The following is a 24,774-nucleotide window of genomic DNA, read 5'->3' as shown; positions in this document are numbered from 1 at the left end:
CAGACCGAGGATTTCGGTGACAATGGGCGGCGATGCGCGAACGGATCTCCTGGAACGTCGCGGTGCCGCTGATCGCCCTTGTCACGCTGGCACTGACCCGGGGCGGCGGCCACCCCGGGCCGATACTTTCGGCGATCGAGGCGATCCTTCTCATCGGTGCCGTGTTGGCCGCGGTGCACCACGCCGAGGTGGTCGCGCACCGAGTCGGGGAGCCGTTCGGTTCGCTGCTGCTCGCCACGGCGGTCACGGTCATCGAACTGGCGCTGATCGTCGAGCTGATGGCCTCGGGCGGCAACGAGGCGGCGACGCTGGCCCGAGACACCGCGTTCGCGGCGCTGATGATCACCACGAACGGCATTGCCGGGTTGTCACCGCTGCTGGGTTCGCACCGCTACGGCGTGACGTTGTTCAACCCGCACGGCAGCGGTGCGGCGCTGGCCACGCTCACCACGCTGGCGACGCTGAGCCTGGTGCTGCCGACCTTCACCACCACCCGTGGTGGTCAGGAAGTCTCGCCGGGGCAGCTCGTATTCGCCGCCGTCGCCGCGCTGCTGCTCTACCTGCTGTTCGTTTTCACTCAGACGGTGGCGACATCGCGACTTCTTCCTGCCCGTCGCGCAGAAAGGTCAGCAGAGCATCTTCGACGAGGAAAGCCATGCCGAGCCGCCGAGCAACGCCAGGGCGCTGCGCAGCCTGGGACTGCACCTGGTGCTGCTGGCCGCGTTCGTGTTCTTGGCGATCATTCCGTAACACCAAGCCGCACAGCCGATTACGCCGACGAACGGGCCCGTAGTGTCTGCAGCGCCTGGTCGGCGTGCGCGTCCATGCTGAACTCGCTGGCGATCACGTTGAGCACCTTGCGATCGGTGTCGATCACGAACGTCGTGCGCTTGACCGGCATCAGCTTGCCGAGCAGGCCGCGTTTGACGCCGAACTGGGTGGCGACGCTGCCGTCGCTGTCCGACAGCAGCGGGTAGTCGAAGCTCTCCTTGTCCGCGAACTTGGCCTGCTTTTGCACGGCGTCGGTGCTGATGCCGACGCGGTTGGCGCCGACCGCCGCGAATTCGGATGCCAGGTCGCGGAAATGGCAGGCTTCCTTGGTGCACCCGGGAGTCATTGCCGCGGGGTAGAAGAACAGCACCACCGGGCCGTCGGCGAGCAGGGCGCTGAGCTTGCGCGGCGTTCCGGTCTGATCGGGAAGTTCGAAGTCGGCCACTGTGTCACCAGTTTTCATGGCCGTCACGCTACGCCGATTGCCCGACTCCACGCACCCCGCTGCGCGGCCGGCTGGTCGTCGGGCGGACCCGATCCGGGCAAACGGATCTGCGAGGATGGTTTGGTGCATCCTCACCTCGCCGACACGACCTCACGAGAGGAATTTCGCCTGCTCGCGGCCGGGCACCGCTTTGTTCCGGTGACCCGGAAGGTCTTGGCCGACAGCGAGACGCCGCTGTCGGCATACCGCAAGCTGGCCGACAATCGACCCGGCACTTTCCTGCTGGAGTCCGCTGAGAACGGCCGGTCGTGGTCACGATGGTCGTTCATCGGGGCGGGGTCGCCGTCGGCATTGACCGTGCGCGACGGCCAAGCGGTGTGGCTGGGTGCGGTGCCGCAGGATGCGCCCACCGTCGGCGACCCGCTGGAGGCGCTGCAGGCGACTCTTGAGCTGCTGGCAACGGCCGCGGTGCCGGGGCTCCCGCCGCTGTCGGGCGGACTGGTGGGGTTCTTCGCCTACGACATGGTGCGGCGCCTGGAACGTCTGCCGGAAATGGCCGTCGACGACCTTGGGCTGCCGGACATGCTGATGCTGCTGGCCACCGATGTGGCGGCGGTCGACCACCACGAGGGCACCATCACGCTGATCGCCAACGCGGTGAACTGGAACGGGACCGACGAACGGGTCGACGAGGCCTACGACGACGCCGTCGCGCGCCTGGATGTGATGACCGAGGCGCTGGGCCAGCCGCTGCCGTCGACTGTGGCCACCTTCAGCAGGCCCGAGCCGCAGTATCGGGCGCAACGCACGGTCGAGGAATACGGGAAGATCGTCGACTACCTCGTCGAGCAGATCGCGGCGGGCGAAGCCTTCCAGGTGGTGCCCTCGCAGCGCTTCGAGATGGACACCGACGTCGACCCGATCGACGTCTACCGGATTCTGCGGGTGACCAATCCGAGCCCCTACATGTATCTGCTGCATGTGCCGAATAGTGCTGGTGTGACCGACTTTTCGATCGTCGGATCCAGCCCGGAGGCACTCGTCACCGTCGTCGACGGCCGCGCCACCACGCATCCGATCGCCGGTACCCGGTGGCGGGGGCAGAACGAGGAAGAAGATCAGCTGCTGGAAAAGGAGCTGCTGTCCGACGACAAGGAACGCGCCGAGCATCTGATGCTGGTCGACCTCGGCCGCAACGACCTCGGCCGGGTCTGCACACCAGGCACCGTACGCGTCGAGGACTACAGCCACATCGAGCGCTATAGCCACGTGATGCACCTGGTCTCCACGGTGACCGGCATGCTCGGCGCGGGCCGCACCGCGTTGGACGCCGTCACGGCGTGTTTCCCGGCCGGCACGCTGTCCGGCGCGCCCAAGGTGCGGGCCATGGAGCTGATCGAAGAGGTGGAGAAGACGCGCCGCGGTGTCTACGGCGGCGTGCTCGGCTACCTCGATTTCGCCGGCAACGCCGACTTCGCGATCGCCATCCGCACCGCGCTGATGCGCAACGGCACCGCGTATGTCCAGGCCGGCGGCGGGGTGGTCGCCGATTCCAACGGTCCTTACGAGTACACCGAGGCGAGCAACAAGGCGCGCGCGGTGCTGAACGCTATCGCCGCCGCACAGACGCTCGGCGCCCCGGACGCAACCCGCAATGGCTGATGCCCGGCCGGACCGGCGGGCCCGGCTGACGATCGGCATCGCCCAGCTCCTGCTGGTGATCGCCGCGGGCCTGCTGTGGACGGCCTCGCGATTGCCGTGGGTCGTCATTCGGTCGTTCGACGGGCTGGGACCGCCCAAGGAAGTGATCCTGGCCGGCGCGTCGTGGTCGACGGTGCTGCTGCCGTTGGCGCTGCTGATGCTGGCCACCGCCGTCGCGGCGCTCGCGGTGCGGGGCTGGGTGCTGCGGGCGGTGGCGGGGCTGCTGGCCGTGATCAGCCTGGCGATCGGCTATCTGGGTGTCAGCCTGTGGGTGTTGCCGGACGTGGCGGTGCGGGGAACCGAACTTGCCCATATTTCGCTGGTGACGCTGGTGGGCAGCGAGCGGCGGTACTGGGGAGCGGGGTTCGCGGTGGCCGCCGCGGTGTGCACGTTGATCGCCGCGGTGCTGTTGATGCGGTCGGCGATGCTGGCACGCGCCGGGGCAAAAAAATACGCCGCGCCGGCGACCCGCCGCTCAATTGCGCGACGCGAAGGCGCCGATGGGGCGATGCTGGAGGAGCCGGGGGCCCCAGAGATGTCGGAGCGGATGATCTGGGACGCACTCGATGAGGGGCACGACCCGACGGATCGGCCCAGCGAGTCTGACACCGAGGGTCGGTGAAGGGTCGCGAGCCGACGGTCGCTACCCTTCATTGACGTCGTCGAAATCGGCTCGAAACCGGTTAGGTGACCGTGAGTGACATTTGCGAAGGGAAACGACAGGTATGAGTCCGGCGACTGTCCTTGACTCCATCCTCGAGGGAGTCCGGGCCGATGTTGCCGCGCGCGAAGCCCGTATCTCGCTTCCCGAGATCAAAGCGGCCGCCGCCGCGGCGCCGCCCCCTCTCGATGTGATGGCCGCCCTGCGCGAGCCCGGGATCGGCGTCATCGCCGAGGTCAAGCGCGCCAGTCCGTCGGCGGGTTCGTTAGCGCCCATTGCCGATCCGGCCAAGTTGGCTCAGGCCTACGAGGACGGCGGGGCCCGGATCATCAGCGTGTTGACCGAGGAGCGGCGCTTCAACGGCTCGCTCGACGACCTGGATGCGGTGCGGGCCGCCGTGTCGATTCCGGTCTTGCGCAAAGACTTTGTGGTGCAGCCCTATCAGATTCACGAGGCGCGTGCGCACGGCGCCGACATGCTGCTGCTGATCGTCGCCGCCCTGGAGCAGTCGGCGCTGGCGGCCATGCTCGACCGCACCGAATCGCTTGGTATGACCGCGCTTGTCGAGGTCCACACCGAAGAAGAGGCCGACCGGGCGCTGAAGGCCGGGGCCAACGTGATCGGGGTCAATGCCCGCGATCTCAAGACGCTGCATGTGGACCGCGATAGCTTCTCGCGGATCGCGCCCGGACTGCCCAGCAACGTCATCAGGATCGCCGAATCCGGGGTGCGGGGAACCGCGGACCTGTTGGCCTATGCCGGCGCCGGCGCTGACGCCGTCCTCGTCGGTGAGGGCCTGGTCAAAAGTGGCGACCCGCGGGCCGCGGTCGCCGATCTGGTGACCGCGGGCACCCACCCGTCCTGTCCGAAGCCGTCTCGCTAGTTGAACCTGATGAACCATCCCCGCGTTGAGCATTGGTGATGGTGGATTTAACTCGCCCCGCCCTTCCGCTTTCGAGCGCGGCCGTCTCCGAACCCACCCGACACGACCCCGACTCGGGCGGGCATTTCGGTGTGTACGGCGGTCGCTACGTCGCCGAGGCGTTGATGGCGGTGATCGAAGAAGTCACCGCGGCCTACGAGAAGGAACGCGTCAATCCGGAGTTCCTGAATCTGCTGGACGACCTGCAGGCCAACTACGCGGGCCGGCCGTCGCCGCTGTATGAGGCCACCCGGCTGAGCGAACACGCCGGCTCGGCACGCCTTTTCCTCAAGCGAGAAGACCTGAACCACACCGGTTCTCACAAGATCAACAACGTGCTCGGTCAGGCGCTGCTCGCCAGCAGGATGGGCAAGACCCGGGTGATCGCGGAGACGGGCGCCGGGCAGCACGGTGTGGCCACGGCCACCGCCTGCGCGTTGCTCGGCCTGGAGTGCGTGATCTACATGGGCGCGGTCGACACGGCGCGCCAAGCGCTCAACGTGGCGCGGATGCGGCTGTTGGGCGCCGAGGTGGTCTCGGTCGACACCGGTTCGCAAACGCTGAAAGACGCCATCAACGAGGCGTTCCGCGACTGGGTCACCAACGCCGACAACACGTACTACTGCTTCGGTACCGCGGCAGGACCGCACCCCTTCCCGACGATGGTCCGCGATTTCCAGCGCATCATCGGGCTCGAGGCGCGCGCGCAGATTCAGACGCAGGCCGGCCGGCTGCCCGACGCTGTCACGGCGTGCGTCGGCGGCGGTTCCAACGCCATCGGAATCTTCCACGCCTTCATCGACGACCCCGGTGTGCGGCTGGTGGGGTACGAGGCGGCGGGCGACGGCGTCGAGACCGGCCGGCACGCGGCGACCTTCACCGGCGGGTCACCCGGGGCGTTTCAGGGGTCGTTCTCGTATCTGCTGCAGGACGAAGACGGTCAGACAATCGAATCCCATTCGATCTCAGCGGGTTTGGACTACCCCGGGGTGGGCCCGGAGCACGCGTGGCTGCGGGAGACCGGGCGCGCCGAATACCGGCCGATCACCGATGCCGAGGCGATGGAAGCGTTTGGCCTGCTGTGCCGCACCGAGGGCATCATCCCGGCCATCGAATCCGCGCACGCCGTGGCCGGTGCCCTGAAACTCGGTAACGAATTGGGCAGCGGCGCAGTCATTGTGGTGAACCTGTCGGGCCGCGGCGACAAGGATGTCGAAACGGCCGCGAAATGGTTCGGCCTGATGGACGAGCAGGACAAGCGATGACGGTGGAGCACGCCAGCAGCCTGGCACCGCTTTTCGATGCGTGCCGTGCCGAAAACCGCGCAGCGCTGATCGGATATCTGCCCACCGGCTATCCCGACGTGCGGACCTCGATGGACGCGATGACCGCTCTCGTCGAATCGGGTTGTGACCTCATCGAAGTCGGTGTGCCGTATTCCGATCCGGGCATGGACGGCCCGACGATCGCGCGCGCCACCGAGGCCGCTTTGCGTGAGGGAGTGCGCGTTCGCGACACGCTGGCCGCCGTCGAAGCGATCAGCTCGGCCGGCGGTCGTGCGGTGGTGATGACGTACTGGAACCCGGTGCTGCGCTACGGGGTTGACGCGTTCGCGCGCGACCTGGCCTCGGCGGGCGGACACGGGCTCATCACCCCGGATCTGATTCCCGACGAGGCCGAAGAGTGGATGGCCGCCTCCGACGAGCATCGGTTGGATCGCATCTTTCTGGTGGCGCCCTCGTCGACGCCGCAGCGTCTGGTGACCACGATTGAGGCGTCGCGCGGGTTCGTCTATGCGGCCTCGACGATGGGCGTGACCGGGGCGCGCGACGCGGTGTCGAACGCCGCATCCGAACTGGTCAGCCGGGTCAAAGCGGTGTCCGACATCCCTGTTGGCGTGGGCCTCGGCGTGCGATCGCGTGAGCAGGCCGCCCAGATCGGCGCCTACGCCGACGGCGTGATTGTCGGTTCGGCCCTGGTTTCGGCGCTCGCCGACGGTCTGCCGAGCTTGCGTGCCTTGACCCAGGAATTGGCCGAAGGTGTGCGAGTGTCGACATCATGACGATGTTGCCCACTTATTTCCCCAGCCCACCGCAAGGTGTCTGGCACCTTGGGCCGTTGCCGATTCGCGCGTACGCGCTGTTCATCATCACCGGAATCGTGGTCGCGCTGATGATTGGCGATCGGCGATGGGCGGCCCGCGGCGGGGAGCGCGGGGTGATTTACGACATCGCGTTGTGGGTGGTGCCGTTCGGTTTGGTCGGCGGCAGGCTCTACCACCTGGCCACCGATTGGCGGACGTATTGGGGCCCGGGTGGAGCCGGCTTCGCCGCGGCGTTCCGAATCTGGGACGGCGGGTTGGGCATTTGGGGCGCGGTGGCCTTCGGCGTGCTCGGCGGCTGGATCGGTTGCCGCCGGCGCGGAATCCCGTTGCCGGGCTTCCTCGACGCAGTTGCCCCGGGAATCATCTTGGCGCAGGCCATCGGTCGGCTCGGGAACTACTTCAACCAGGAACTCTACGGCCGCGAGACCACGCTGCCGTGGGGCCTGGAAATCTTCTATCGCCGCGATCCGTCGGGATACATCGACCCGCATTCGCTCGACGGTGTGTCGACCGGGCAACTCGCGGTCGTCGTGCAACCGACGTTTCTGTATGAATTGCTATGGAACATCCTGGTTTTCGCGGTACTGATTTACATCGATCGGCGGTACGCAATCGGTCATGGGCGGCTCTTTGCGACGTATGTCGCGCTCTACTGCGTCGGGCGCTTCTGGGTTGAGCTGATGCGTGACGACACCGCCACCCACATCGCCGGTATCCGGATCAACTCGTTTACATCGACTTTCGTATTCATCGGCGCCGTCGTCTACATCGTTTTGGCGCCGAAGGGACGCGAGGATCCCGAGAGCTTGCGCGGCAAGAGCGCCGAGGCCGAAGCGGAATCTGAGCCCGAAGTCGAGCCGACTGAGGAACTCGCCAGTGTCGCTGCGGCTTCCGCGACGACGGCCGCGACGGGCGCCGCTGCCGACGATGACGGTGGTTCGGCGGATTCACCCGAGCCGCTCGAAACGGCGACGGTCGAGGAGCACGCAGCCGAGCCGCTCGAAACGGCGACGGTCGAGGAGCCCGAGGCCGAGGAGCACGCAGTCGAGGAGCCTGGAGAGGCCGCAGTCGAGGAGCCTGACGCCGAAGCTGAGGAAGCCGAAGCTGAAGAGGTTGAGGCGGAGGAGCCCGAAGCTGAAGAGGCTGAAGAGCCAGAGGCCGAGGCAGACGCGGAGGAGTCCGAAGCTGAGGAACCGGAAGCCGAAGAGGCGGTAGCCGGGGAGCCCGAAGCTGAAGAGACACAGGCCGTCGAGGCTGAGGAGCCTGAGGCCGAGGACCCTGAGGAACCTGAGGCCGAGGAGCCGAAAGTCGAAGACTCCGAAGCGAAAGAACCGGAAGCCGAGCCCGAGGCTGCCGAGCCCGAGGCTGATGCCGAGCCCGAGTCGGACGCTGAAGAGCCCGCGGCCGAGGCCGAGGTCAGCGAACCGGAAGAAACTGTCGAAGAAGCCGCGGAGGGCGAGCCGGAGCCTGCCCCGGTCGTCGACTCGGCATCCGAAGAACCCGCAGCCGACGAAGTCGAGACCCCAACCAGCGGGGACGACAAGGGCACGCGGCGCCGCGGGCCGTTGTCTCGGCTACGGAGCCGGCGTTCGGGCCGCTAGCAAACGACTCGTTGAGGCTGGGGTACGCCCAGTTCATCTGGCATGCTGAATCCGTGAGCGAACCGTCGTGGAGCGATGCCCCAAACCCAGGCGCACCACCACCGCAGCCGTCGGGATATCCACCGCCGTACCCGCAATACCAGCCGTACCCGGGCCCCGGGTACGATCCGGCGGCCCCCTATGGCCGTCACCCGGTGACGGGTCTGCCGTACTCGGACAAGTCGAAGACCATCGCCGGTCTGCTGCAGCTACTCAGCCTGGTCGGCATCGGCGGGGTCGGCCGCTTCTACATCGGCGACGTCGGACTGGGCGTCGCGCAACTGCTCGTCGGCCTGCTCACCTGCGGAGTCGGTTTGATCTGGAGCATCATCGACGCCGTGCTGATCCTGACCGACAAGGTCAACGACCCGCAGGGTCGCCCGCTGCGCGATGGAACCTGACTCGGCCTCCCGCACGGGAGCCCAGCGTCCCCGTCACGGTCGCTACATCGCCGCCGGTACCGGCGTGCTGCTGGCCGGAGCACTCGGCTACGTCGGATCCGTCGACCCGCACAACGCGAATTCGACCTACCCGCTCTGTCCGTTCAAATGGCTCACCGGCTGGAACTGCCCCTTCTGCGGCGGGCTTCGGATGACACATGACCTGCTGCACGGCCACCTGGTGGCCAGCATCTACGACAACGTCTTCCTGCTGGTCGGTTTGCCGGCCTTGGCCGGGCTGCTGCTGGTGCGCTGGCGGCAGGGCCGACGCGCGCTACCAATAGCGGCGGTGATCACCATCACTGTCATGACGATCGCGTGGACGGTGCTGCGCAACATGCCCGGGTTTCCGCTGGTGCCGACGATGCTCAGTGGATAGCCGGCCACGAAATCGCCTCGCCGCCCATCGTCGTGATTTCCCGATGGCTCAATGCGCGTCCACCTGGGAGTCACCCCCACAACCGATGGCACGACTAAGCTGTTCGGCGTGAGTAGACGCGGAAAGATCGTCTGCACCCTTGGCCCTGCAACCCAAACGGACGAACTGATTTTGGCACTGGTCGAGGCCGGAATGGACGTCGCCCGAATGAACTTCAGCCACGGCGACTATGCGGATCACAAGGCCGCCTACGAGCGGGTGCGTGCCGCCTCGGACGCCACCGGGCGCGCCGTCGGGGTGCTCGCCGACCTGCAAGGCCCGAAGATCCGGCTCGGGCGCTTCGCTACCGGGTCTACCTACTGGGCCGACGGGGAAACGATCCGGATCACCGTCGAAGACTGCGAAGGAACCCATGACCGGGTTTCGACCACCTACAAGACGTTGTCCAAGGACGCGGTGGTCGGTGACCGGGTTCTGGTCGACGACGGCAAGGTCGGGCTGGTCGTTGCGGGTATCGAGGGCGACGACGTCATCTGCACCGTCACCGAGGGCGGCCCGGTCAGCAATAACAAGGGCATGTCGTTGCCCGGAATGAACGTGTCCGCGCCGGCCTTGTCGGAGAAGGACATCGACGATCTGATCTTTGCTCTGGATCTGGGCGTCGACCTTGTAGCGCTGTCTTTCGTGCGTTCGCCATCGGATGTCGAGCTGGTCCACGAGGTGATGGATCGGGTCGGGCGCCGGGTGCCGGTGATCGCCAAACTGGAAAAGCCGGAAGCGATCGACAATCTCGAGGCGATCGTGCTGGCCTTCGACGCCATCATGGTGGCGCGCGGCGACCTCGGCGTCGAGCTGCCACTCGAAGAGGTTCCGCTGGTGCAGAAGCGGGCGATTCAGATGGCCCGCGAGAACGCCAAGCCCGTCATCGTCGCCACGCAGATGCTCGAGTCGATGATCGAAAGCTCGCGGCCCACCCGGGCCGAGGCCTCCGACGTCGCGAACGCGGTGCTCGACGGCGCCGATGCGGTGATGTTGTCCGGGGAGACCTCCGTCGGGAAGTACCCGCTGGCCGCCGTCCGCACCATGGCCCGCATCGTGACCGCGGTCGAGGACAACTCCACGGCCGCCCCGCCGTTGACCCATGTGCCGCGCACCAAACGAGGAGTGATCTCCTACGCCGCCCGCGACATCGGCGAACGGCTCGACGCCAAGGCGTTGGTCGCCTTCACGCAGTCCGGCGACACCGTGAAGCGGCTCGCGCGCCTGCACACCCCGTTGCCGCTGCTGGCCTTCACGGCCTGGCCCGAGGTGCGCAGCCAGCTGGCCATGACGTGGGGCACCGAGACGTTCATCGTCCCCATCATGGATTCCACCGACGAGATGATCCGTCAGGCCGACAAATCGCTGCTCGAGCTGGGCCGATACAAGCGGGGCGACCTGGTGGTGATCGTCGCCGGCGCTCCACCTGGCACAGTAGGGTCAACCAACCTGATCCACGTCCACCGGATCGGGGAGGACGACCTCTAACGCGTAAGGAGAGCCCGTGCCGGCCGGCTTCGAGTCTGACGGAGAGCCGAACACCGACTGCTCGCCTGATTTTGAAGAGCTGCTGGCGGTCCTAGACCTCAATCGCGTGGGCGACGACCTGTTCCTCGGGTCCCATCCCAGCAAGAACCCGATGCGGACTTTCGGTGGGCAGCTCATGGCGCAATCGTTCGTCGCAAGCAGCCGCAGCCTGATCCGCGACGATCTGCCGCCCAGCGCGCTCTCGGTGCATTTCATCAACGGCGGTGACACGAGCAAGGACATCGAATTCCACGTCTCCCGGTTGCGGGACGAGCGGCGCTTCGCCAACCGGCGCGTCGACGCCGTGCAGGACGGCACACTGTTGTCCTCGGCGATGGTCGCCTACATGTCCGGCGGACGCGGCCTGGAGCACTCCGTCGAGCCGCCCCAGGTGGGCGAGGCCCACGCCCAGCCGCCGCTTGGCGATTTGTTGCGCGGCTACGAGGAGACGGTCCCGCACTTCGTCAACGCCCTGCAGCCGATCGAATGGCGCTACACCAACGACCCGGCGTGGGTGATGCGGGACAAGGGGGAGCGGCTGCCGCACAACCGGGTGTGGCTCAAGGCGCTGGGCAAAGTGCCCGACGACCCGGTGCTGCACACCGCGATGATGGTGTACTCCTCGGACACCACGGTGCTGGATTCGGTGATCACCACCCACGGGCTGTCGTGGGGCTTCGACCGCATTTTTGCCGCGTCGACCAATCATTCGGTGTGGTTTCACCGGCAGGTCGACTTCAACGACTGGGTGTTGTATTCGACCTCGTCGCCGGTGGCCGCGGACTCCCGCGGGCTCGGCACCGGCCACTTCTTCGACGGCGCCGGTCAAATCGTCGCCACCGTGACCCAAGAAGGCGTGCTGAAATACTTTCCGCCCTCGGGCCGCTAACGGTTATCGAATAGTTACCGGACATCGGTCCGATTTCGGTTCTGCGGGGCCGCAATTGAGCGTAACTTCGAGTGTGCCGGGTATTCGATGGGACCAGCGCCACCCCATCGGGAGGTGAAGTATGAAAAGCCCGTCACCAGACCTCCTCCCCAAACTGCGCGCGCGCGAACGCGTTGTGGTTCACGTCGATTCGCTCGCAGCGCGTTGCGTCGGCGCCGTGGCGCTATTGTGCGCCGCATGCTGGCTGGTCGCGATCCTCGCCCATCACCGCTCTGCGCCCCAATGGCACTACGCCGATCGGCTCGGCTGGTCCCTGGTGGTGCTGGCCGCGGTGGCGTTGATCGCCCGCGGCATTTTCCTGGGGCGTCCGGTGATCACCCTGCACGCTGGACTGGCCGCGCTTTGTGTGTTGGCGGGGCTGGGCTCGCATGTGTTGGGGTTCGACCTGTTTGGCGACTTGCTGATCGCTGGATCGGGATTGGTGTTGATGTGGCCGACCTCGTCGCATCCGCAACCCGAAAATCTGCCCCGGGCATGGGCTTTGATCAACGCCACCACCAATGATCCGCTGGCGCCATTCGCGATGCAAACGGGTAAGACCTACCACTTCAGCGCCGGGGGCACGGCGGCGCTGGCCTATCGGACTCGGATGGGGTTCGCGGTCGTCGGCGGGGACCCGATCGGTGACGAGGCCCAATTCCCGCAATTGGTCGCCGATTTCGCCGCGATGTGTCATGCCCACGGCTGGCGTATCGCGGTAGTGGGGTGCAGCGAGCGCCGGCTCGCGCTCTGGAGCGACCGAGCCGTGATCAGGCAGTCGCTGCGGGCCGTGCCGATCGGGCGCGACGTCGTCGTCGACGTGGCCGGTTTCGACATGGTGGGCCGCAAGTTTCGCAATTTGCGGCAGGCGGTACAGCGCACCCACAACGCGGGCATCACCACGGAAATCGTTACCGAGCAAGAACTCGACGATACGTTGGTGGCCGAGCTGGCGGATGTGGTGCACGCATCGCCCAGCGGAGCTCACACCGATCGCGGCTTCTACATGAACCTCGATGGCGTGCTGGAGGGCCGATTCCCGGGCGTACGGCTGATTATCGCCAGGGATGCCGACGGGCGGGCCCAGGGCTTCCATCGATACGCGACTGCCGGGGGTGGCAGCGATATCAGCCTCGATGTGCCGTGGCGTCGCCGCGGCGCACCCAACGGAATCGACGAACGGCTCAGTGTCGACATGATCATGGCCGGTAAGGCTGACGGTGCACAACGCGTTTCGCTCGCATTTGCGGCGTTCCCGGAGATCTTCGACGACAAGAATCCCGGCCTGCTGGAGAGAGTGTGCTACCGGTTGATCCATCTGCTCGACCCGTTGATCGCTCTCGAGTCGCTGTACCGGTACGTGCGCAAATTTCACGCGCTGGACGCCCGCCGGTACGCGCTGATTTCGCTGACACAGCTGGTGCCGCTGGCATTCGTTTTGCTGACACTGGAATTCATGCCGCGCCGACGCCACCTCTGAGTCGCGCGGTTAGCCGATGTGCAGTTCGGGACAGCCAACGGCGGTGGGCATGTGGTGAGTGGCCACCACAACGGTGCGCTCGGCGTTCATCAGCCCGGACGCCGGGGTCAGCAGATCCGCCAGGATCCGTTCGGCGTCAACCGCGTCGAGGTGCTCGGTGGGCTCGTCGAGCAGCACGATGCGGGCCGGCGAGAGCATTGCCCGGGCCAACAGCAGACGCCTGCGCTGACCCGCCGAGACGGCGTGCACGCCGCCGGTCAACACCGTCGAGAGGCCGTCGGGCAGGCTGGCGAGCCATGCGCCGAGCCCGACAGCGTCCAGCGCTGCCGCCAATTCGTCGTCCGCGCAGTCGCCGCGGGCGACCAGGAGATTGTCTCGGACCGTGGTGGCGAATATGTGTGCATCTTCGGCGAAAAAGCTGACTGCGCGATGCAATTCATGCTCATCGAACCGGCTCAGGTCGTTCCCGTTCAGCGTCGCGTGGCCACGCAGCGGCGGCACCAGGCCGGCGAGGGTCATCAGCAGTGTCGTCTTACCGGAGCCGCTGGCGCCGGTGACGGCCAGCCGCGCGCCCGGCTCGAGGTCGACGCTCACCTGGAGTGAGGACGCCTGTGTGTGGCCGGAGCGCACGTCGGCCGATAACCGGGCGGTGCCGTTCGGTAGTGGTGTCGGCGTAGGGGATTCGGTTGGGTGTACTGGCGGAGCCAGATCGAGCAGGCGACGTGCGGCGATGCGCGAGCGGGTCAATTGAATGGCGGCCGCCGGCAGTGGAGTCATCGCCTCGAAGGCGGACAGTGGCAACAACATCAACACCGCCAGGGTGGTGGGGGCGACCGCGGGCGCCAGGCCGATCCCCGCCACGACCGCGCCGAGCACACTGGCGCCGATCGCGGCGGTGGGCATCGCCTCGGCCAGGGCGGCCGGTCTGGCTGCCGCATCCAACGCATCGCTCCAATGGAGTTGACGGCGGTGCGATTCGGCGATCACCTCGGGAAGAGCACCCGCGACCCGGAGTTCGGGCGCGTGTTCGAGCGCGATCATCGCCGACGTGTCGCGCTCGGAATGATGTTGGCGGGCAACCTTTTCCTGAGTGGCCGCGGCTCTGCCGGCAATCAGGGGAGCCACCACGCCCGTGATGAGCAGGCAGATCGCCAGCACCGTGCCGGCCGCCGGAGAAATGACCGCGACCGCGACGGTTGCCGCCACCGCCAACACCGCCGCGACACCGATCGGGATCAGGGCGCGCACCAACACGTCTGCCAGTTCGTCGACGTCTGCGCCGACGCGCGCCACCAGCTCGCCGCTGTGCAACCGGACGGCCACCGCGGCCGGCCCGTCGGCCAGCCGTCGATAGATCTGCGCGCGCGCAACGCCGGCCGCGCGCAGCGCGGTGTTGTGGGTAGCGAGTCGCTCGCAGTAATGCAGCAGGCCTCGCGCGATCGCGAACAGGCGCACCGCGACGACCGCGACGGACAGGTCGAGGACGGGTGGCATCTGCCAGGCCCGCGTGATCAGCCACGCCGACACTCCGGCCAGGGCCAGTGCGCTGCCCAGCGACAGCACCCCCAGCGCGATGGCCGCTAGGATGCGGGGCAGCCGTGGGCGCAACAGACTCGACGCGGCCAGCAGCGGATCAGACGCGCGCACACTGCACCTCGCGGTCCGATACCACCTCGACGACCTGATCCGCGATTGCCAGGACCGGCTGCCGGTGGCCGACGATCACCACGCTCGCCCCCGCCCGCGCCCGCTCGGCGATGGCCCGCAGCACGTGCTGTTCGGTGTCGGCGTCCAGGTGTGCGGTGGGTTCATCGAGCAGCAGCACCGGTGCCGGCGACCCGAATGCTCGGGCCAGGCCCAGCCGCTGCCGCTGTCCCAGTGACAGCCCGGCGCCGTCGCGCCCCAGTGTGGTGTCAAGCCCGTCGGGCAGCTCGACCAGCACCGCATCGAATACCGCTGCGGCACAAGCGCGTTCCACGTCGTCCAAGTCGCCCAGCAGGGCCAGGTTGTCCCGGACCGTGCCGGGGACGAGCACTGGGCGTTGTGGCAGCCAGAACAATTGTCGCCACCACGCGGCCTGCTCCAGCTCGGTGATATCGACCCCGTCGACGAGGACCCGGCCCGATGACGGCACCGCGAGTCCGGCGATGGCCTGCAGGGTGGTGCTCTTGCCGGCGCCGTTGCGGCCGGTCAGCACCGTTACCAGGCCCGGCGGAATCGCCGCGGTCAGCTCGCACGGCGAATTGCCGTCTCGCCCGGCCACGCTGAGGTTCTCCAGGCGGATTTCCGCTCCGCGCGCGTCGACCGTGCGGTTGGGCTCGGGCGCGATCGTCGGCGCGCCGATGAGGGCGAATGCCTCGTCGGCCGCGGCTCGACCGTCCTGAGCGGCATGGAATTCCACGCCGATACGGCGCAGCGGCCAGTAGACGTCGGGTGCCAGCAGTAGCACCGTCAATCCGGTGGCCAGGCTCAACTCACCGAACACCAGGCGCAGACCGATTCCGACCGCGATCAGTGCGACACCCAAGGTGGCCAGCAGTTCGAGCACCAGCGCCGACAGGAATGCGATACGCAGCGTCGCCATCGCCGAACGCCGATGGGCGGCAGCGAGTTCGGCGATGCGATGTTCGGGGCCTGAGGCACGGCCCAGAGCCCGCAGCGTGGGGATACCGGCGATCAGGTCCAGCAGCCGGCCTTGCAGCGTCGTCATGGCCGCCAGCGCGGCCGCCGACCGCTCGGCCGTCGCGAGCCCGATCAGGACCATGAAGATCGGGATCAGCGGCAGCGTGATCACCACGATCACCGTCGATTTCAAGTCATAGAGCGCGATCACGGCCACGGTCGCCGGAGTCAGGATCGCGGCCAGCAACAGGGTCGGCACATAGCCGGTGAAATAGGGACGTAGACCGTCAAGACCGCGGGTCACCACGATCGTGGCCGCATCCCGCTGCGCGGCAAGCTCGTTGGGTTGCCGGGCGGTCACCGCCGCCAGTACCTGGCCGTTGAGGTCGGCGATCACCGCGCTGGCGCCGCGCTGGCCCAGGCGCGCCTGCAGCCAGTGCGCCATCGTGCGAACGGCCCACAGCGCCAACAGGATTGACAGCGGTCCCAGCCAGCTCCGCAGACTGCGGGCTGACGGATCGGTGATGATCCGCGCGACGATGCCTGCCAGCACGATGGCCGAGCCGATCGCGCACGCGGAGATCACCACCCCACAGCTCACCGTGGCGGCGAGGTAGCGACGCAACGCGGCCGATGCCCGCCACAGGCGCGGGTCCACGGGCGCCCGGGAGTTGCGCGTGCTCAGGACGGACGCCTTGCCAGCCCGATCGACGGCGGTATCCGGTCAGCGGAGATCCGTTGCCGGAACACCCAATACGTCCACGCCTGGTACACGACCGTCAGCGGCGCGAAGAAGCCGGTGACCCACGTCATGATCTTCAGCGTGTAGGGAGTCGACGACGCGTTGTAAATCGTCAGGCTCCACTGCTTGTTCAGCGTCGAGGGCACCAAATCCGGATACAGCACACCGAACAACAGAATCACCACCGCGGCGACCACCAGCGCCGTGCTCGCGAATGCCCAGCCGTCGGCGGCGCGGCGCCACACCAATGCGACCGCGGCAAGCAGCGCGACGACCGCCACCGCCAGCACCAGCCAGGTCCAGGTCTTGCCATGCGCGAGCTGCGTCCAAAGCCCAAAGACGCCAACCAGTCCCGTGACGGGCAGCGACAACTGCTTGGCGAACCGCTGCGCATCGTCGCGGATCCCGCCCGACGTCTTGAGCGCGACGAAGACCGCGCCGTAGAACAAGAACAGCCCGGCCGTGGCCAGGCCGCCCAGCAGCGTGTAGGCGTTGAGCACGTCGCCAATGGAGAGATGAATGTGACCATTGGCGTCCACCGGCAGGCCGCGTACCAGGATGGCGAACGCCACCCCCCACAGCACCGCGGGCAGCCACGATCCGGCCGCGATCGCGAAATCGGCCACGGCACGCCACTTTGGGTCGTCGACCTTGCCGCGCCATTCGATGGCCACGACGCGCACGATCATGCCGAACAGGATCGCGAGCAGCGGCAGGTACAGCGTCGAGAACACCGACGCATACCAGCCGGGAAACGCGGCGAACATCCCGGCGCCGGCGGTGATCAACCAGACCTCGTTGCCGTCCCACACCGGGCCAATGGTGTTCAGCGCGGCGCGCCGGTGGTTTTCTGGATCGCCGTTGCCGACCCGGCCGAACGGCTCCATCAGCATGCCCACCCCGAAGTCGAAGCCCTCCAGGATGAAGAAGCCCAGGAACAGCACGGCGATGATGCCGAACCACAACTCTTGCAACGCCATTGGTTATCTCCTTCCCGGGTCAGTAGGCAAACGACAACGGGGCGACTTCGTCATCGCCGGGGCCTTTCGGCGGTGCGGGCTCCGCGTCGTGTTCCAGCGGTCCCTCGACGATGTAGCGCTTCAACAGCCAGAACCAGATGACCGCGAGCACCGCGTAGACCAGAGTGAACGTCACCAGTGAGGTGACGACCATGCCCGACGCGTGATCCGACACGCCCTGGCTGACCGTCAACCGCACCTGCTGGTCGCCGGTCGGGTTCGGCACCACAAGCCAAGGCTGGCGGCCCATTTCGGTGAATACCCATCCGGCGCTGTTGGCCAGGAACGGGGTGGGGATGGTCAGCAGTGCGAACCAGGAGAACCACGATTGGGTGGGGTTACGGCCGCCACGCGTGAGCCACAAGGTGGTGAGCGCGAACAGCACCGGGATCGCCATCAGACCAATCATCATGCGGAACGACCAATAGGTAACGAACAGGTTGGGCCGGTAGTCATTCGGCCCGAACTTGTGCTCGGAGGCTTTTTGGATGTCGCGCACGCCCTGCAATGTCACCCCGGTGAACTTGCTTTCGGCGAGGAACGGCAAGACGTAGGGCACCTCGATCACGCGGGTGATGCTGTCGCAGTTGTTGTGCCTACCGAGTGTCAGGATGGAGAAGTCCGGATCGGTCTGGGTGTCGCACAAGGATTCGGCCGACGCCATTTTCATCGGCTGCTGCTGGAACATCAGCTTGCCCTGTAGGTCGCCGGTGAAGAACAGCCCGACGGTGGCGAACAGCGCCACCCAGCAACCCAGGATCGCCGCCGGGCGAAACACCGCACCGAGGTCTAGGTCGGCGGTCTTCTTCGCGCGAATCAGCCACCAGGCGCTCACGGCGGCAACGAAGGTGGCCGCGGTCAGCAGTGAACCGTTGACCGCATGCGAAAATGCCGCTCGCGCAGTGTTATTGCCGAGTAGTGCCCCGATGCTGTCCAGTTCGGCGCGCCGCGTCGCGGGGTTGTAATGCGCGCCGACCGGATGCTGCATGAACGAATTCGCCGAGATGATGAAGAACGCGGACACGTTGACCGAGATGGCAACGATCCAAATGCAGGCCAGGTGCACCAACTTCGGCAGTCGGCTCCAGCCGAAGATCCACAACCCGAGGAAGGTGGATTCGAAGAAGAAGGCGGCCAGGCCTTCCATCGCGAGTGGGGCACCGAAGATGTCGCCGACGAACCGCGAGTACTCGCTCCAGTTCATGCCGAACTGGAATTCCTGCACGATCCCGGTGGCCACCCCGATCGCGAAGTTGATCAGGAACAGCTTGCCGAAGAACTTGGTCAGGCGATACCACGCGGTATTGCCGGTGGCCACCCAGACGGTCTGCATGACCGCGATCAACGGGGCCAGGCCGATCGTGAGCGGCACAAAGATGAAGTGGTAGACGGTGGTGATACCGAACTGCCACCGCGAAATGTCGACGACATTCATCTGTCATCTCCCGTGACTGCAGCGTGTCTACGACACAGTGTAGTAGTTAGGCGGTCTCGGCGCCAAGTTCCTTCGAGGCCTTGCGGATCCCGAATGACGCGATCACCTCGAAGACGCCGATGACGGCCAGCCAGATGCCGACGACGATCGCCAGGGTGATGATCGATGCGAGCGGCGACGCCAGCACGACGATGCCGGCGATCAGCGTGATCGCGCCGAGGAAAATCGACCAGCCGCGCCCCGGCAGGGTGGGATCGCTGATCGCGGAAACCGTTGTGGCCACACCACGAAAGATGAATCCGATGCCGATCCAGATGGCCAGCAACAGCACCGCGTACCCCTGGCCGAAATGGCGAAATGCCAGTACGGCCAGGATCAATGACGCGGCGCCGCTGATGAACAGCAGGATGCGGCTGCCCGCCGAAACATGCAGGCTGAAGGCGAATACAGCCTGCGCGACACCCGTGATCAGCAGATAGACGCCGAAGGCGATCGAGGCGGCCAGGACGGATATTCCCGGCCACGCCAGCACCAGGACACCGACGATCAACGTCAGGACTCCCGATGCCAGCGTGGATTTCCACAAATGCGGCAACATACTTGGAACTTCGCTTGGCTGCATAGCCTCACTGTGGCACAACCGCGCAGCCGAGAATAGGGGCTTTAGACCGTGGCGCCGTGGGATGTTTGGGGTGCGTCGGCGGTCATATCATCGGCTTCGGCCGCTCCCGGCTTGCGACCGATCAGGTACCAGGTGTGCATGACGCCTTTGCCTTTGACCTCGATCCGGCCACGCTCCCGCAGCACGAACTCGTCCTTCAGGCGCTGGTAAACGTCCTCGGGCACTTGAATCTGGCCCACGGAGTCGGTCGATTCCATCCGGGCCGCGACGTTGACCGCGTCACCCCACACGTCGTAGAAGAAACGCCGCGACCCCACGACGCCGGCGACCACGGTGCCCATTGCGAAGCCGACTCGGATCGGCACCGGGTCGCCTTGTGCGTCTTGGATTTTCGTGGCGGTAGCGACCATGTCGAGGGCAAAGTCGGCCAGTGCTTGCACGTGGTCGGGCCGGGGTCGCGGGACGCCGCTGACGACCATGTAGGAGTCCCCGCTGACTTTGATCTTCTCCAGTCCGTGCTTGTCCACCAGTTCGTCGAACGCGCTGTAGAGGCGGTCGAGGAACTTGACGAGGTCGCACGGTGCGGTGGAGCTGGCGCGCTCGGTGAAGCCGACCATGTCGGCGAACAACACCGAGGCTTCCTCGTAGCGGTCGGCGATGACGTCGCGCTCGGGTTCTTTGAGGCGGTCGGCGACGCTGGCCGGCAACATGTTGGCCAACAGGGCTTCCGAGCGCTCGTACTCGGACTCCATGACGGCCTCGGCGCGCTTGGTGTCCCGCAGCGCGAACCACACCGTGACCACCGCCATCGTGCAGGCCGAGATGGTCGTGATGATGAAGCTCGTCCGCTCGGCCCAGGGCTGCTCGAGCCCGGTCGAGCGGGGGACCAGGAACTGCAGGGTGATCACCAGTCCGGCGCCGACGGCTGCCAGCAGAGCGGCCAGGCCGACGCGCTCGATGCCGAGCTGCAACACCACCAGGCTCGCGTTCGCGACGTAGTAGTACTGGACGCCGGAGCCGGTGCCGACCTCCCAGCAGATGAAGAAGATGACGAGATACGCCGAGACGATGTAGGTAAGCGGCGCAACCAATTCCCCGAAGCGGTGCAGCCACGGGACCGTGAGGAAGATCATCGCGGCGATGAGGGTGATCACCTGGGTTCGCTGGGCGAACGTTCCGGCCCAGATGCCCAGGATCCCGAAGAGCAGGCTGATGACCACCGCCATCATGGCGTTGATATTGAGCACCCGGACACGGCGGTCGTGGCTATCGGCGTAGTGATCGTTGCGGGCGCGATTCTTGGCCCGCACCGCCGCTTTACAGTCCGGGCGTGTCGAGCCATCCGGCTCACTTGGTGGGGCACCGCATTTCCTAGCCACCACGTTAGAAGCGTAACCGCTTGCCAGACGATTCCCCAGCGTTGCGGTTGGCTAACTCGGGCCGGGACTCCCGGTCGGCGGCGCACCGCGCAAACGGATGTGCGTATCACGCAAGCGAGTGCTGCGCCGTCCGCCGGATGGGGTGAACCCGGGCCGGTGCTCGATGGTCACCGCGCCGGCATGGGTCCGGACCACGACCGGCATGGCCAGCATCATGGCGAACACCCGCGACTCGCGCTTTGCCTGCTCTCTGGCGATGAACAGCACATCCAGCGGGTACCAAAGGCCGACCCACGCCACCACGAGGAACACGCCATTGCCGAGCAATTCACCCGGGAGCTCACCCACCCACGGGCGAGTGAACAGGTACGACAGCCCAATGCCGGAAACGAACAGCAGCGAGCCGCTGATCAGCGACCGCATGCCCTGGCGCCAAATCAGGTCATGCTGCCGGTCTGCGCGGCGCACGGCCATCGCGCAGTAGCGGCGGACCGACGCCTCCAAGTTCGCTGCCAGTTCCTCGGAGCCTTCGCCGGCGATATCCAAAACGATTCGCTGAACGCTGGAATGTCGTTTCTGGGCCAACAACAATTCGACGAGTTCGTCGATGCCGCTGTCGATTCGGCGGGCGCCGGATAACACGGCCCGCTCGTCGACGGCGAACAGATCGGCGGGGTCGTCGAGTTCAATGACGATGTCCGCCAACGGTTCCCGTCGATCGCGTCGCAGGTTCACGCCACCACCTCCCGCACGAGAAGGTGCCGTTTCTCACGGCATCCCCGAATACTACTGAGGTCGGTGTGCGCATCTGCGGTATTCACCGAATACATTGGTGTATAGGCGATCCCAGTGATCAACCACCGGGTGAAGCTAACTATCCACCCCTCCGTGGAGGGGTGGATAGCACTGAGCCACTTAGATAGTGACGCAGGACCCGCCGGGAAGGCAGAAGCTTCCGCATCCCGAAGTGGTGAGCGGGGTCAGCACAATAACGATGGCAATGAACAGTTTGCTAAAACGCGACACGACGAACTCCATTCTGGGTGAACGGGGGTAAAGCGTGCTTACTGTACGTCTGTTGAACAAGCCGAAAAGGTGCCGAGAACCAACCGTGCTGCATTCGGGATTGCGGCGTTATTGAGGCGTTGCCGAAACGCGATCCTGGACCCGGTTTCCGCCGGGTCGGGCGTGGTGCCCTCGGTGAGATTCGAACTCACACTGGACGGGTTTTGAATCCGTTTCCTCTGCCAGTTGGGATACGAGGGCGTGTCCGGCCTATTAACTTAAGCGGCCTCCCACCATAGAGGATCGCCGCGGTCATCTGCTCTCGCCGCCCCCGATGTCGCTGGTCGACGTGATCCACGAGAGAATGTCCGTCATGACAGGCCCCACGACCGACACCGACGCCGCTGTGCCGCGCCGGGTCCTGATCGCGGAAGACGAAGCGCTGATCCGTATGGACTTGGCCGAGATGCTCCGAGAGGAGGGGTATGACATCGTCGGCGAGGCGGGGGACGGCCAGGAAGCCGTCGAGCTGGCCGAGCGCCATAAGCCCGACCTCGTGATCATGGATGTGAAGATGCCGCGCCGTGACGGCATCGACGCGGCGTCGGAGATAGCCAGCAAACGCATCGCGCCGATCGTCGTGCTGACCGCGTTTAGCCAGCGCGACCTCGTCGAGCGGGCGCGCGATGCCGGGGCGATGGCTTACCTGGTGAAGCCGTTCACTATCAGCGACCTGATTCCGGCCATTGAATTGGCCGTCAGCCGATTCGGTGAGATCACCGCGCTGGAACACGAAGTCGCGACGCTGTCCGACCGCCTGGAGACCCGCAAGGTCATCGAACGCGCCAAGGGCCTGCTGCAGTCCAAGCAGGGCATGACGGAGCCCGAGGCGTTCAAGTGGATTCAGCGGGCCGCCATGGATCGCCGGACGACGATGAAGCGGGTGGCCGAAGTCGTGCTGGAAACGCTCGGCGGCGAGTCCGACGGGGAGTCCGGCTAGCTCGCCGCGCCCCGCCCGCCGCATTGAGTGTGCGGTGACGGCCTGGAGTGTGCGGTCAGGCTGGCGACACGCCGTGGCACCAATCCGTGAGCGCACACCGAAAGCCGTGAACGCACACGCAACGAGGCCCAAGCCCCTAGCGGGCGACGATGACCGACGAACCGTGGCCAAAGAGGCCCTGATTCGCCGTGACGCCGACCTTGGCGTTCTCCACCTGCCGGCCGGTGGCCTGGCCACGCAGCTGCCAGGTCAGCTCGCAGACCTGAGCGATCGCCTGGGCCGGGATGGCCTCGCCGAAACACGCCAGCCCGCCGGAGGGATTCACCGGCACCTTGCCGCCAATGGCCGTCGCGCCACTGCGCAGCAACTGCTCGGCCTCGCCCTTGGGGCACAGCCCCAGGTGCTCGTACCAGTCGAGCTCCAGCGCGGTGGACAGGTCGTAGACCTCGGCCAGGCTCACGTCCTCGGGGCCGATACCGGCTTCGGCGTAGGCCGCGTCGAGGATCTGATCCTTGAACACCCGCTCCGGCCCGGGCACCACCGCGGTGGAATCCGTTGCGATGTCCGGCAATTCGGGCAGATGCTGGGGATACTGCGGCGTCACTGTGCTGACCGCACGCACCGAGGGCACGCCGTCGAGCGAGCCGAGGTGCTTGCGGGCGAACTCGGCGCTGGCCACGATCAGCGCCGCGGCGCCGTCGGAGGTGGCGCAGATGTCGAGTTGCCGCAGCGGGTCGGAGACCACCGGGCTGGCCAGCACGTCCTCGACCGAGGATTCCTTGCGGTAGCGGGCATTCGGGTTCTGCAGGCCGTGCTGGGAGTTCTTGACCTTCACCTGGGCGAAGTCCTCCGACGTCGCGCCGTAGAGGTCCATCCGCCGGCGCGCGAGCAGCGCGAAGTACACCGGGTTCATCGCGCCGATCAGGTGGAACCGCTGCCAGTCGGGGTCGTTCTTGCGTTCCCCACCCACCGGGGCGAACGCCCCCTTCGGCGTGGTGTCGGCGCCGATCACCAGCGCGACGTCGCAGAACCCGGCCAGAATGTGTGCACGCGCGCTTTGCAGCGCCTGCGAACCGCTGGCGCAGGCGGCGTAGCTCGAGCTGACCGGCACGCCGTTCCAGCCGAGCTTCTGCGCGAACGTCGACCCGGCGATGAAGCCCGGGTAGCCGTTGCGGATGGTGTCGGCGCCGGCGACCAGTTGGATCTGCTGCCAGTCCAGCCCGGCCTCGGCCAGCGCGGCGCGCGCGGCGACGACGCCGTATTCGGTGAAGTCGCGGCCCCACTTCCCCCAGGGGTGCATCCCGGCGCCGAGGATGTACAGCGGTTCGGGTGTGCTCATGATGCGATCCTCCAGGCGTGCACGATGCGCTCGACGCCGTCGTCGTCGGTGAACAGGGTCATCGTGGCCAGTTGCATCTCCATGCCGACCTTCAGGTCGGCGGCCAGCGTGCCCTCGACCACCTTGCCCAGCACGATGATTCCCTCGTCGGCCAGCTCCACTGCGGCGATGGCGAACGGCTCGAACGGGTCGGCCGCGGGGTAGGGCGCGGGCGGGGGGTACCGGTTTTCGGTGTAGCTCCACAGCATTCCCCGCGTCGACAGTGCGACGGACTCCAGGCGGTCGCTGGCGCAGGCCGGGTTCGGGCAGTTGTTCTCCCGCGGCGGGAAAACATACGTTCCGCACTCGGGGCACTTGCTGCCGATCAGATGGGGATTTCCGGCGTCGTCGGTGGCGAACCACCCGTCGATCGCGGCTTGTTTACTGGTGACCTCTGGCACTCGGCCAGACTACCCAGCTCAAACACAAAACTGAAACGTGTTGCAGTTCTGCCGGGGCCGCAGCGCCGTCACACCCGGTGCCTAGAGTGAGACCCGTGCCTGCCGCCACAAAGGAACAGACCAAACCGACGCTG

General features: G+C 66.5%; 21 protein-coding genes, 1 tRNA gene and 2 pseudogenes. 13 read left to right on the top strand and 11 right to left on the bottom strand.

Annotation, left to right across the window (positions count from 1 at the left end; genetic code table 11):
• Window positions 1-32: 32 nt before the first annotated feature.
• A pseudogene (locus G6N55_RS04830) lies at window positions 33-738 on the top strand (calcium:proton antiporter); the annotation flags it as partial.
• 31 nt (window positions 739-769) lie between these two features.
• Here the strand turns inward: G6N55_RS04830 and G6N55_RS04825 are convergent.
• The gene (locus tag G6N55_RS04825; protein WP_085225565.1) at window positions 770-1,234 is read right to left on the bottom strand and encodes a peroxiredoxin; all 465 of its coding nucleotides are present in this window, start codon (window positions 1,232-1,234) and stop codon (window positions 770-772) included.
• A 105-nt stretch (window positions 1,235-1,339) separates the two neighbouring features.
• Between G6N55_RS04825 and G6N55_RS04820 the strand changes: the two genes are divergently transcribed.
• The 11 genes from G6N55_RS04820 to G6N55_RS04770 all read left to right on the top strand — a co-directional run bounded on the left by G6N55_RS04820 (window position 1,340) and on the right by G6N55_RS04770 (window position 13,037).
• A complete protein-coding gene (locus G6N55_RS04820) occupies window positions 1,340-2,878 on the top strand; it encodes an anthranilate synthase component I (protein WP_085225563.1) in 1,539 nt (512 codons plus the stop codon).
• Complete coding sequence (locus G6N55_RS04815) at window positions 2,871-3,539, top strand: TIGR02234 family membrane protein (RefSeq protein WP_085225561.1); 669 nt, start codon at window positions 2,871-2,873, stop codon at window positions 3,537-3,539. Before G6N55_RS04820 ends, G6N55_RS04815 begins: the two co-directional genes overlap by 8 nt.
• Before the next feature lie 103 nt (window positions 3,540-3,642).
• A complete protein-coding gene (gene trpC / locus G6N55_RS04810; RefSeq protein ID WP_085225559.1) occupies window positions 3,643-4,461 on the top strand; it encodes an indole-3-glycerol phosphate synthase TrpC in 819 nt (272 codons plus the stop codon).
• A gap of 38 nt (window positions 4,462-4,499) precedes the next feature.
• On the top strand, window positions 4,500-5,765 hold the full coding sequence (gene trpB, locus G6N55_RS04805) for a tryptophan synthase subunit beta (protein WP_085225557.1): 1,266 nt from the start codon (window positions 4,500-4,502) through the stop codon (window positions 5,763-5,765).
• Window positions 5,762-6,562 carry a tryptophan synthase subunit alpha gene (trpA, locus tag G6N55_RS04800; RefSeq protein WP_085225555.1) on the top strand — a complete coding sequence of 267 codons (801 nt, stop codon included), beginning with the start codon at window positions 5,762-5,764 and terminating at the stop codon, window positions 6,560-6,562. Before trpB ends, trpA begins: the two co-directional genes overlap by 4 nt.
• Window positions 6,559-8,205: a prolipoprotein diacylglyceryl transferase gene (locus tag G6N55_RS04795; RefSeq protein WP_085225553.1), complete on the top strand. Its 1,647-nt coding sequence runs from the start codon at window positions 6,559-6,561 to the stop codon at window positions 8,203-8,205. The genes trpA and G6N55_RS04795 overlap by 4 nt, the downstream gene beginning before the upstream one ends.
• 53 nt (window positions 8,206-8,258) lie before the next feature.
• Window positions 8,259-8,645 (top strand): TM2 domain-containing protein, encoded by a 387-nt coding sequence (locus G6N55_RS04790; RefSeq protein WP_085225551.1) that lies wholly within the window; start codon window positions 8,259-8,261, stop codon window positions 8,643-8,645.
• Window positions 8,635-9,063 carry a DUF2752 domain-containing protein gene (locus G6N55_RS04785; RefSeq protein ID WP_085225549.1) on the top strand — a complete coding sequence of 143 codons (429 nt, stop codon included), beginning with the start codon at window positions 8,635-8,637 and terminating at the stop codon, window positions 9,061-9,063. Before G6N55_RS04790 ends, G6N55_RS04785 begins: the two co-directional genes overlap by 11 nt.
• Before the next feature lie 108 nt (window positions 9,064-9,171).
• The gene (pyk, locus tag G6N55_RS04780) at window positions 9,172-10,590 is read left to right on the top strand and encodes a pyruvate kinase (RefSeq protein ID WP_085225696.1); all 1,419 of its coding nucleotides are present in this window, start codon (window positions 9,172-9,174) and stop codon (window positions 10,588-10,590) included.
• Window positions 10,591-10,606: 16 nt separating this feature from the next.
• Window positions 10,607-11,518: an acyl-CoA thioesterase II gene (locus tag G6N55_RS04775; RefSeq protein WP_085225547.1), complete on the top strand. Its 912-nt coding sequence runs from the start codon at window positions 10,607-10,609 to the stop codon at window positions 11,516-11,518.
• A gap of 121 nt (window positions 11,519-11,639) precedes the next feature.
• Window positions 11,640-13,037: a bifunctional lysylphosphatidylglycerol flippase/synthetase MprF gene (locus G6N55_RS04770; protein WP_085225545.1), complete on the top strand. Its 1,398-nt coding sequence runs from the start codon at window positions 11,640-11,642 to the stop codon at window positions 13,035-13,037.
• Here the strand turns inward: G6N55_RS04770 and cydC are convergent.
• The 8 genes and pseudogenes from cydC to G6N55_RS04730 form a co-directional block, all read right to left on the bottom strand.
• Window positions 12,929-14,684, bottom strand: a pseudogene (gene cydC, locus G6N55_RS04765) (thiol reductant ABC exporter subunit CydC). The gene G6N55_RS04770 and the pseudogene cydC overlap by 109 nt on opposite strands.
• Entirely contained in the window at window positions 14,671-16,260 is a 1,590-nt protein-coding gene (gene cydD, locus G6N55_RS04760; protein WP_232079033.1) for a thiol reductant ABC exporter subunit CydD, read from the bottom strand. Before cydD ends, cydC begins: the two are co-directional and overlap by 14 nt.
• 80 nt (window positions 16,261-16,340) lie before the next feature.
• The gene (gene cydB / locus G6N55_RS04755) at window positions 16,341-17,381 is read right to left on the bottom strand and encodes a cytochrome d ubiquinol oxidase subunit II (protein WP_085225543.1); all 1,041 of its coding nucleotides are present in this window, start codon (window positions 17,379-17,381) and stop codon (window positions 16,341-16,343) included.
• A gap of 19 nt (window positions 17,382-17,400) precedes the next feature.
• The gene (locus G6N55_RS04750) at window positions 17,401-18,855 is read right to left on the bottom strand and encodes a cytochrome ubiquinol oxidase subunit I (protein WP_085225542.1); all 1,455 of its coding nucleotides are present in this window, start codon (window positions 18,853-18,855) and stop codon (window positions 17,401-17,403) included.
• A 46-nt stretch (window positions 18,856-18,901) separates the two neighbouring features.
• A complete protein-coding gene (locus G6N55_RS04745) occupies window positions 18,902-19,495 on the bottom strand; it encodes an HdeD family acid-resistance protein (protein ID WP_139827033.1) in 594 nt (197 codons plus the stop codon).
• 23 nt (window positions 19,496-19,518) lie between these two features.
• Complete coding sequence (locus G6N55_RS04740; RefSeq protein WP_085225538.1) at window positions 19,519-20,859, bottom strand: adenylate/guanylate cyclase domain-containing protein; 1,341 nt, start codon at window positions 20,857-20,859, stop codon at window positions 19,519-19,521.
• A gap of 48 nt (window positions 20,860-20,907) precedes the next feature.
• Window positions 20,908-21,591 carry a hypothetical protein gene (locus G6N55_RS04735; RefSeq protein WP_139827032.1) on the bottom strand — a complete coding sequence of 228 codons (684 nt, stop codon included), beginning with the start codon at window positions 21,589-21,591 and terminating at the stop codon, window positions 20,908-20,910.
• Window positions 21,592-22,045: 454 nt separating this feature from the next.
• Window positions 22,046-22,122 (bottom strand) — tRNA-Leu (locus G6N55_RS04730).
• A 112-nt stretch (window positions 22,123-22,234) separates the two neighbouring features.
• Between G6N55_RS04730 and G6N55_RS04725 the strand changes: the two genes are divergently transcribed.
• The gene (locus tag G6N55_RS04725) at window positions 22,235-22,861 is read left to right on the top strand and encodes an ANTAR domain-containing response regulator (RefSeq protein WP_139827037.1); all 627 of its coding nucleotides are present in this window, start codon (window positions 22,235-22,237) and stop codon (window positions 22,859-22,861) included.
• Window positions 22,862-22,997: 136 nt separating this feature from the next.
• Here the strand turns inward: G6N55_RS04725 and G6N55_RS04720 are convergent, their stop codons facing one another.
• Both G6N55_RS04720 and G6N55_RS04715 read right to left on the bottom strand, forming a co-directional pair.
• Window positions 22,998-24,200 (bottom strand): lipid-transfer protein, encoded by a 1,203-nt coding sequence (locus G6N55_RS04720; protein WP_085225534.1) that lies wholly within the window; start codon window positions 24,198-24,200, stop codon window positions 22,998-23,000.
• Entirely contained in the window at window positions 24,197-24,640 is a 444-nt protein-coding gene (locus G6N55_RS04715) for a Zn-ribbon domain-containing OB-fold protein (protein ID WP_085225533.1), read from the bottom strand. Before G6N55_RS04715 ends, G6N55_RS04720 begins: the two co-directional genes overlap by 4 nt.
• Window positions 24,641-24,774 lie beyond the last annotated feature (134 nt).

Source organism: Mycobacterium florentinum (genome assembly GCF_010730355.1).
Lineage (GTDB): Bacteria > Actinomycetota > Actinomycetes > Mycobacteriales > Mycobacteriaceae > Mycobacterium > Mycobacterium florentinum.
This window is presented reverse-complemented; position numbering and strand designations above follow the sequence as displayed.

Coding starts and splice junctions, on each gene's coding strand:
- G6N55_RS04825 (WP_085225565.1), bottom strand. CDS start 1,234: ATGAAAACTGGTGACACAGTGGCCGACTTCGAACTTCCCGATCAGACC.
- G6N55_RS04815 (WP_085225561.1), top strand. CDS start 2,871: ATGGCTGATGCCCGGCCGGACCGGCGGGCCCGGCTGACGATCGGCATC.
- trpC (WP_085225559.1), top strand. CDS start 3,643: ATGAGTCCGGCGACTGTCCTTGACTCCATCCTCGAGGGAGTCCGGGCC.
- trpB (WP_085225557.1), top strand. CDS start 4,500: ATGGTGGATTTAACTCGCCCCGCCCTTCCGCTTTCGAGCGCGGCCGTC.
- trpA (WP_085225555.1), top strand. CDS start 5,762: ATGACGGTGGAGCACGCCAGCAGCCTGGCACCGCTTTTCGATGCGTGC.
- G6N55_RS04795 (WP_085225553.1), top strand. CDS start 6,559: ATGACGATGTTGCCCACTTATTTCCCCAGCCCACCGCAAGGTGTCTGG.
- G6N55_RS04785 (WP_085225549.1), top strand. CDS start 8,635: ATGGAACCTGACTCGGCCTCCCGCACGGGAGCCCAGCGTCCCCGTCAC.
- G6N55_RS04770 (WP_085225545.1), top strand. CDS start 11,640: ATGAAAAGCCCGTCACCAGACCTCCTCCCCAAACTGCGCGCGCGCGAA.
- cydB (WP_085225543.1), bottom strand. CDS start 17,381: ATGGCGTTGCAAGAGTTGTGGTTCGGCATCATCGCCGTGCTGTTCCTG.
- G6N55_RS04750 (WP_085225542.1), bottom strand. CDS start 18,855: ATGAATGTCGTCGACATTTCGCGGTGGCAGTTCGGTATCACCACCGTC.
- G6N55_RS04725 (WP_139827037.1), top strand. CDS start 22,235: ATGACAGGCCCCACGACCGACACCGACGCCGCTGTGCCGCGCCGGGTC.
- G6N55_RS04720 (WP_085225534.1), bottom strand. CDS start 24,200: ATGAGCACACCCGAACCGCTGTACATCCTCGGCGCCGGGATGCACCCC.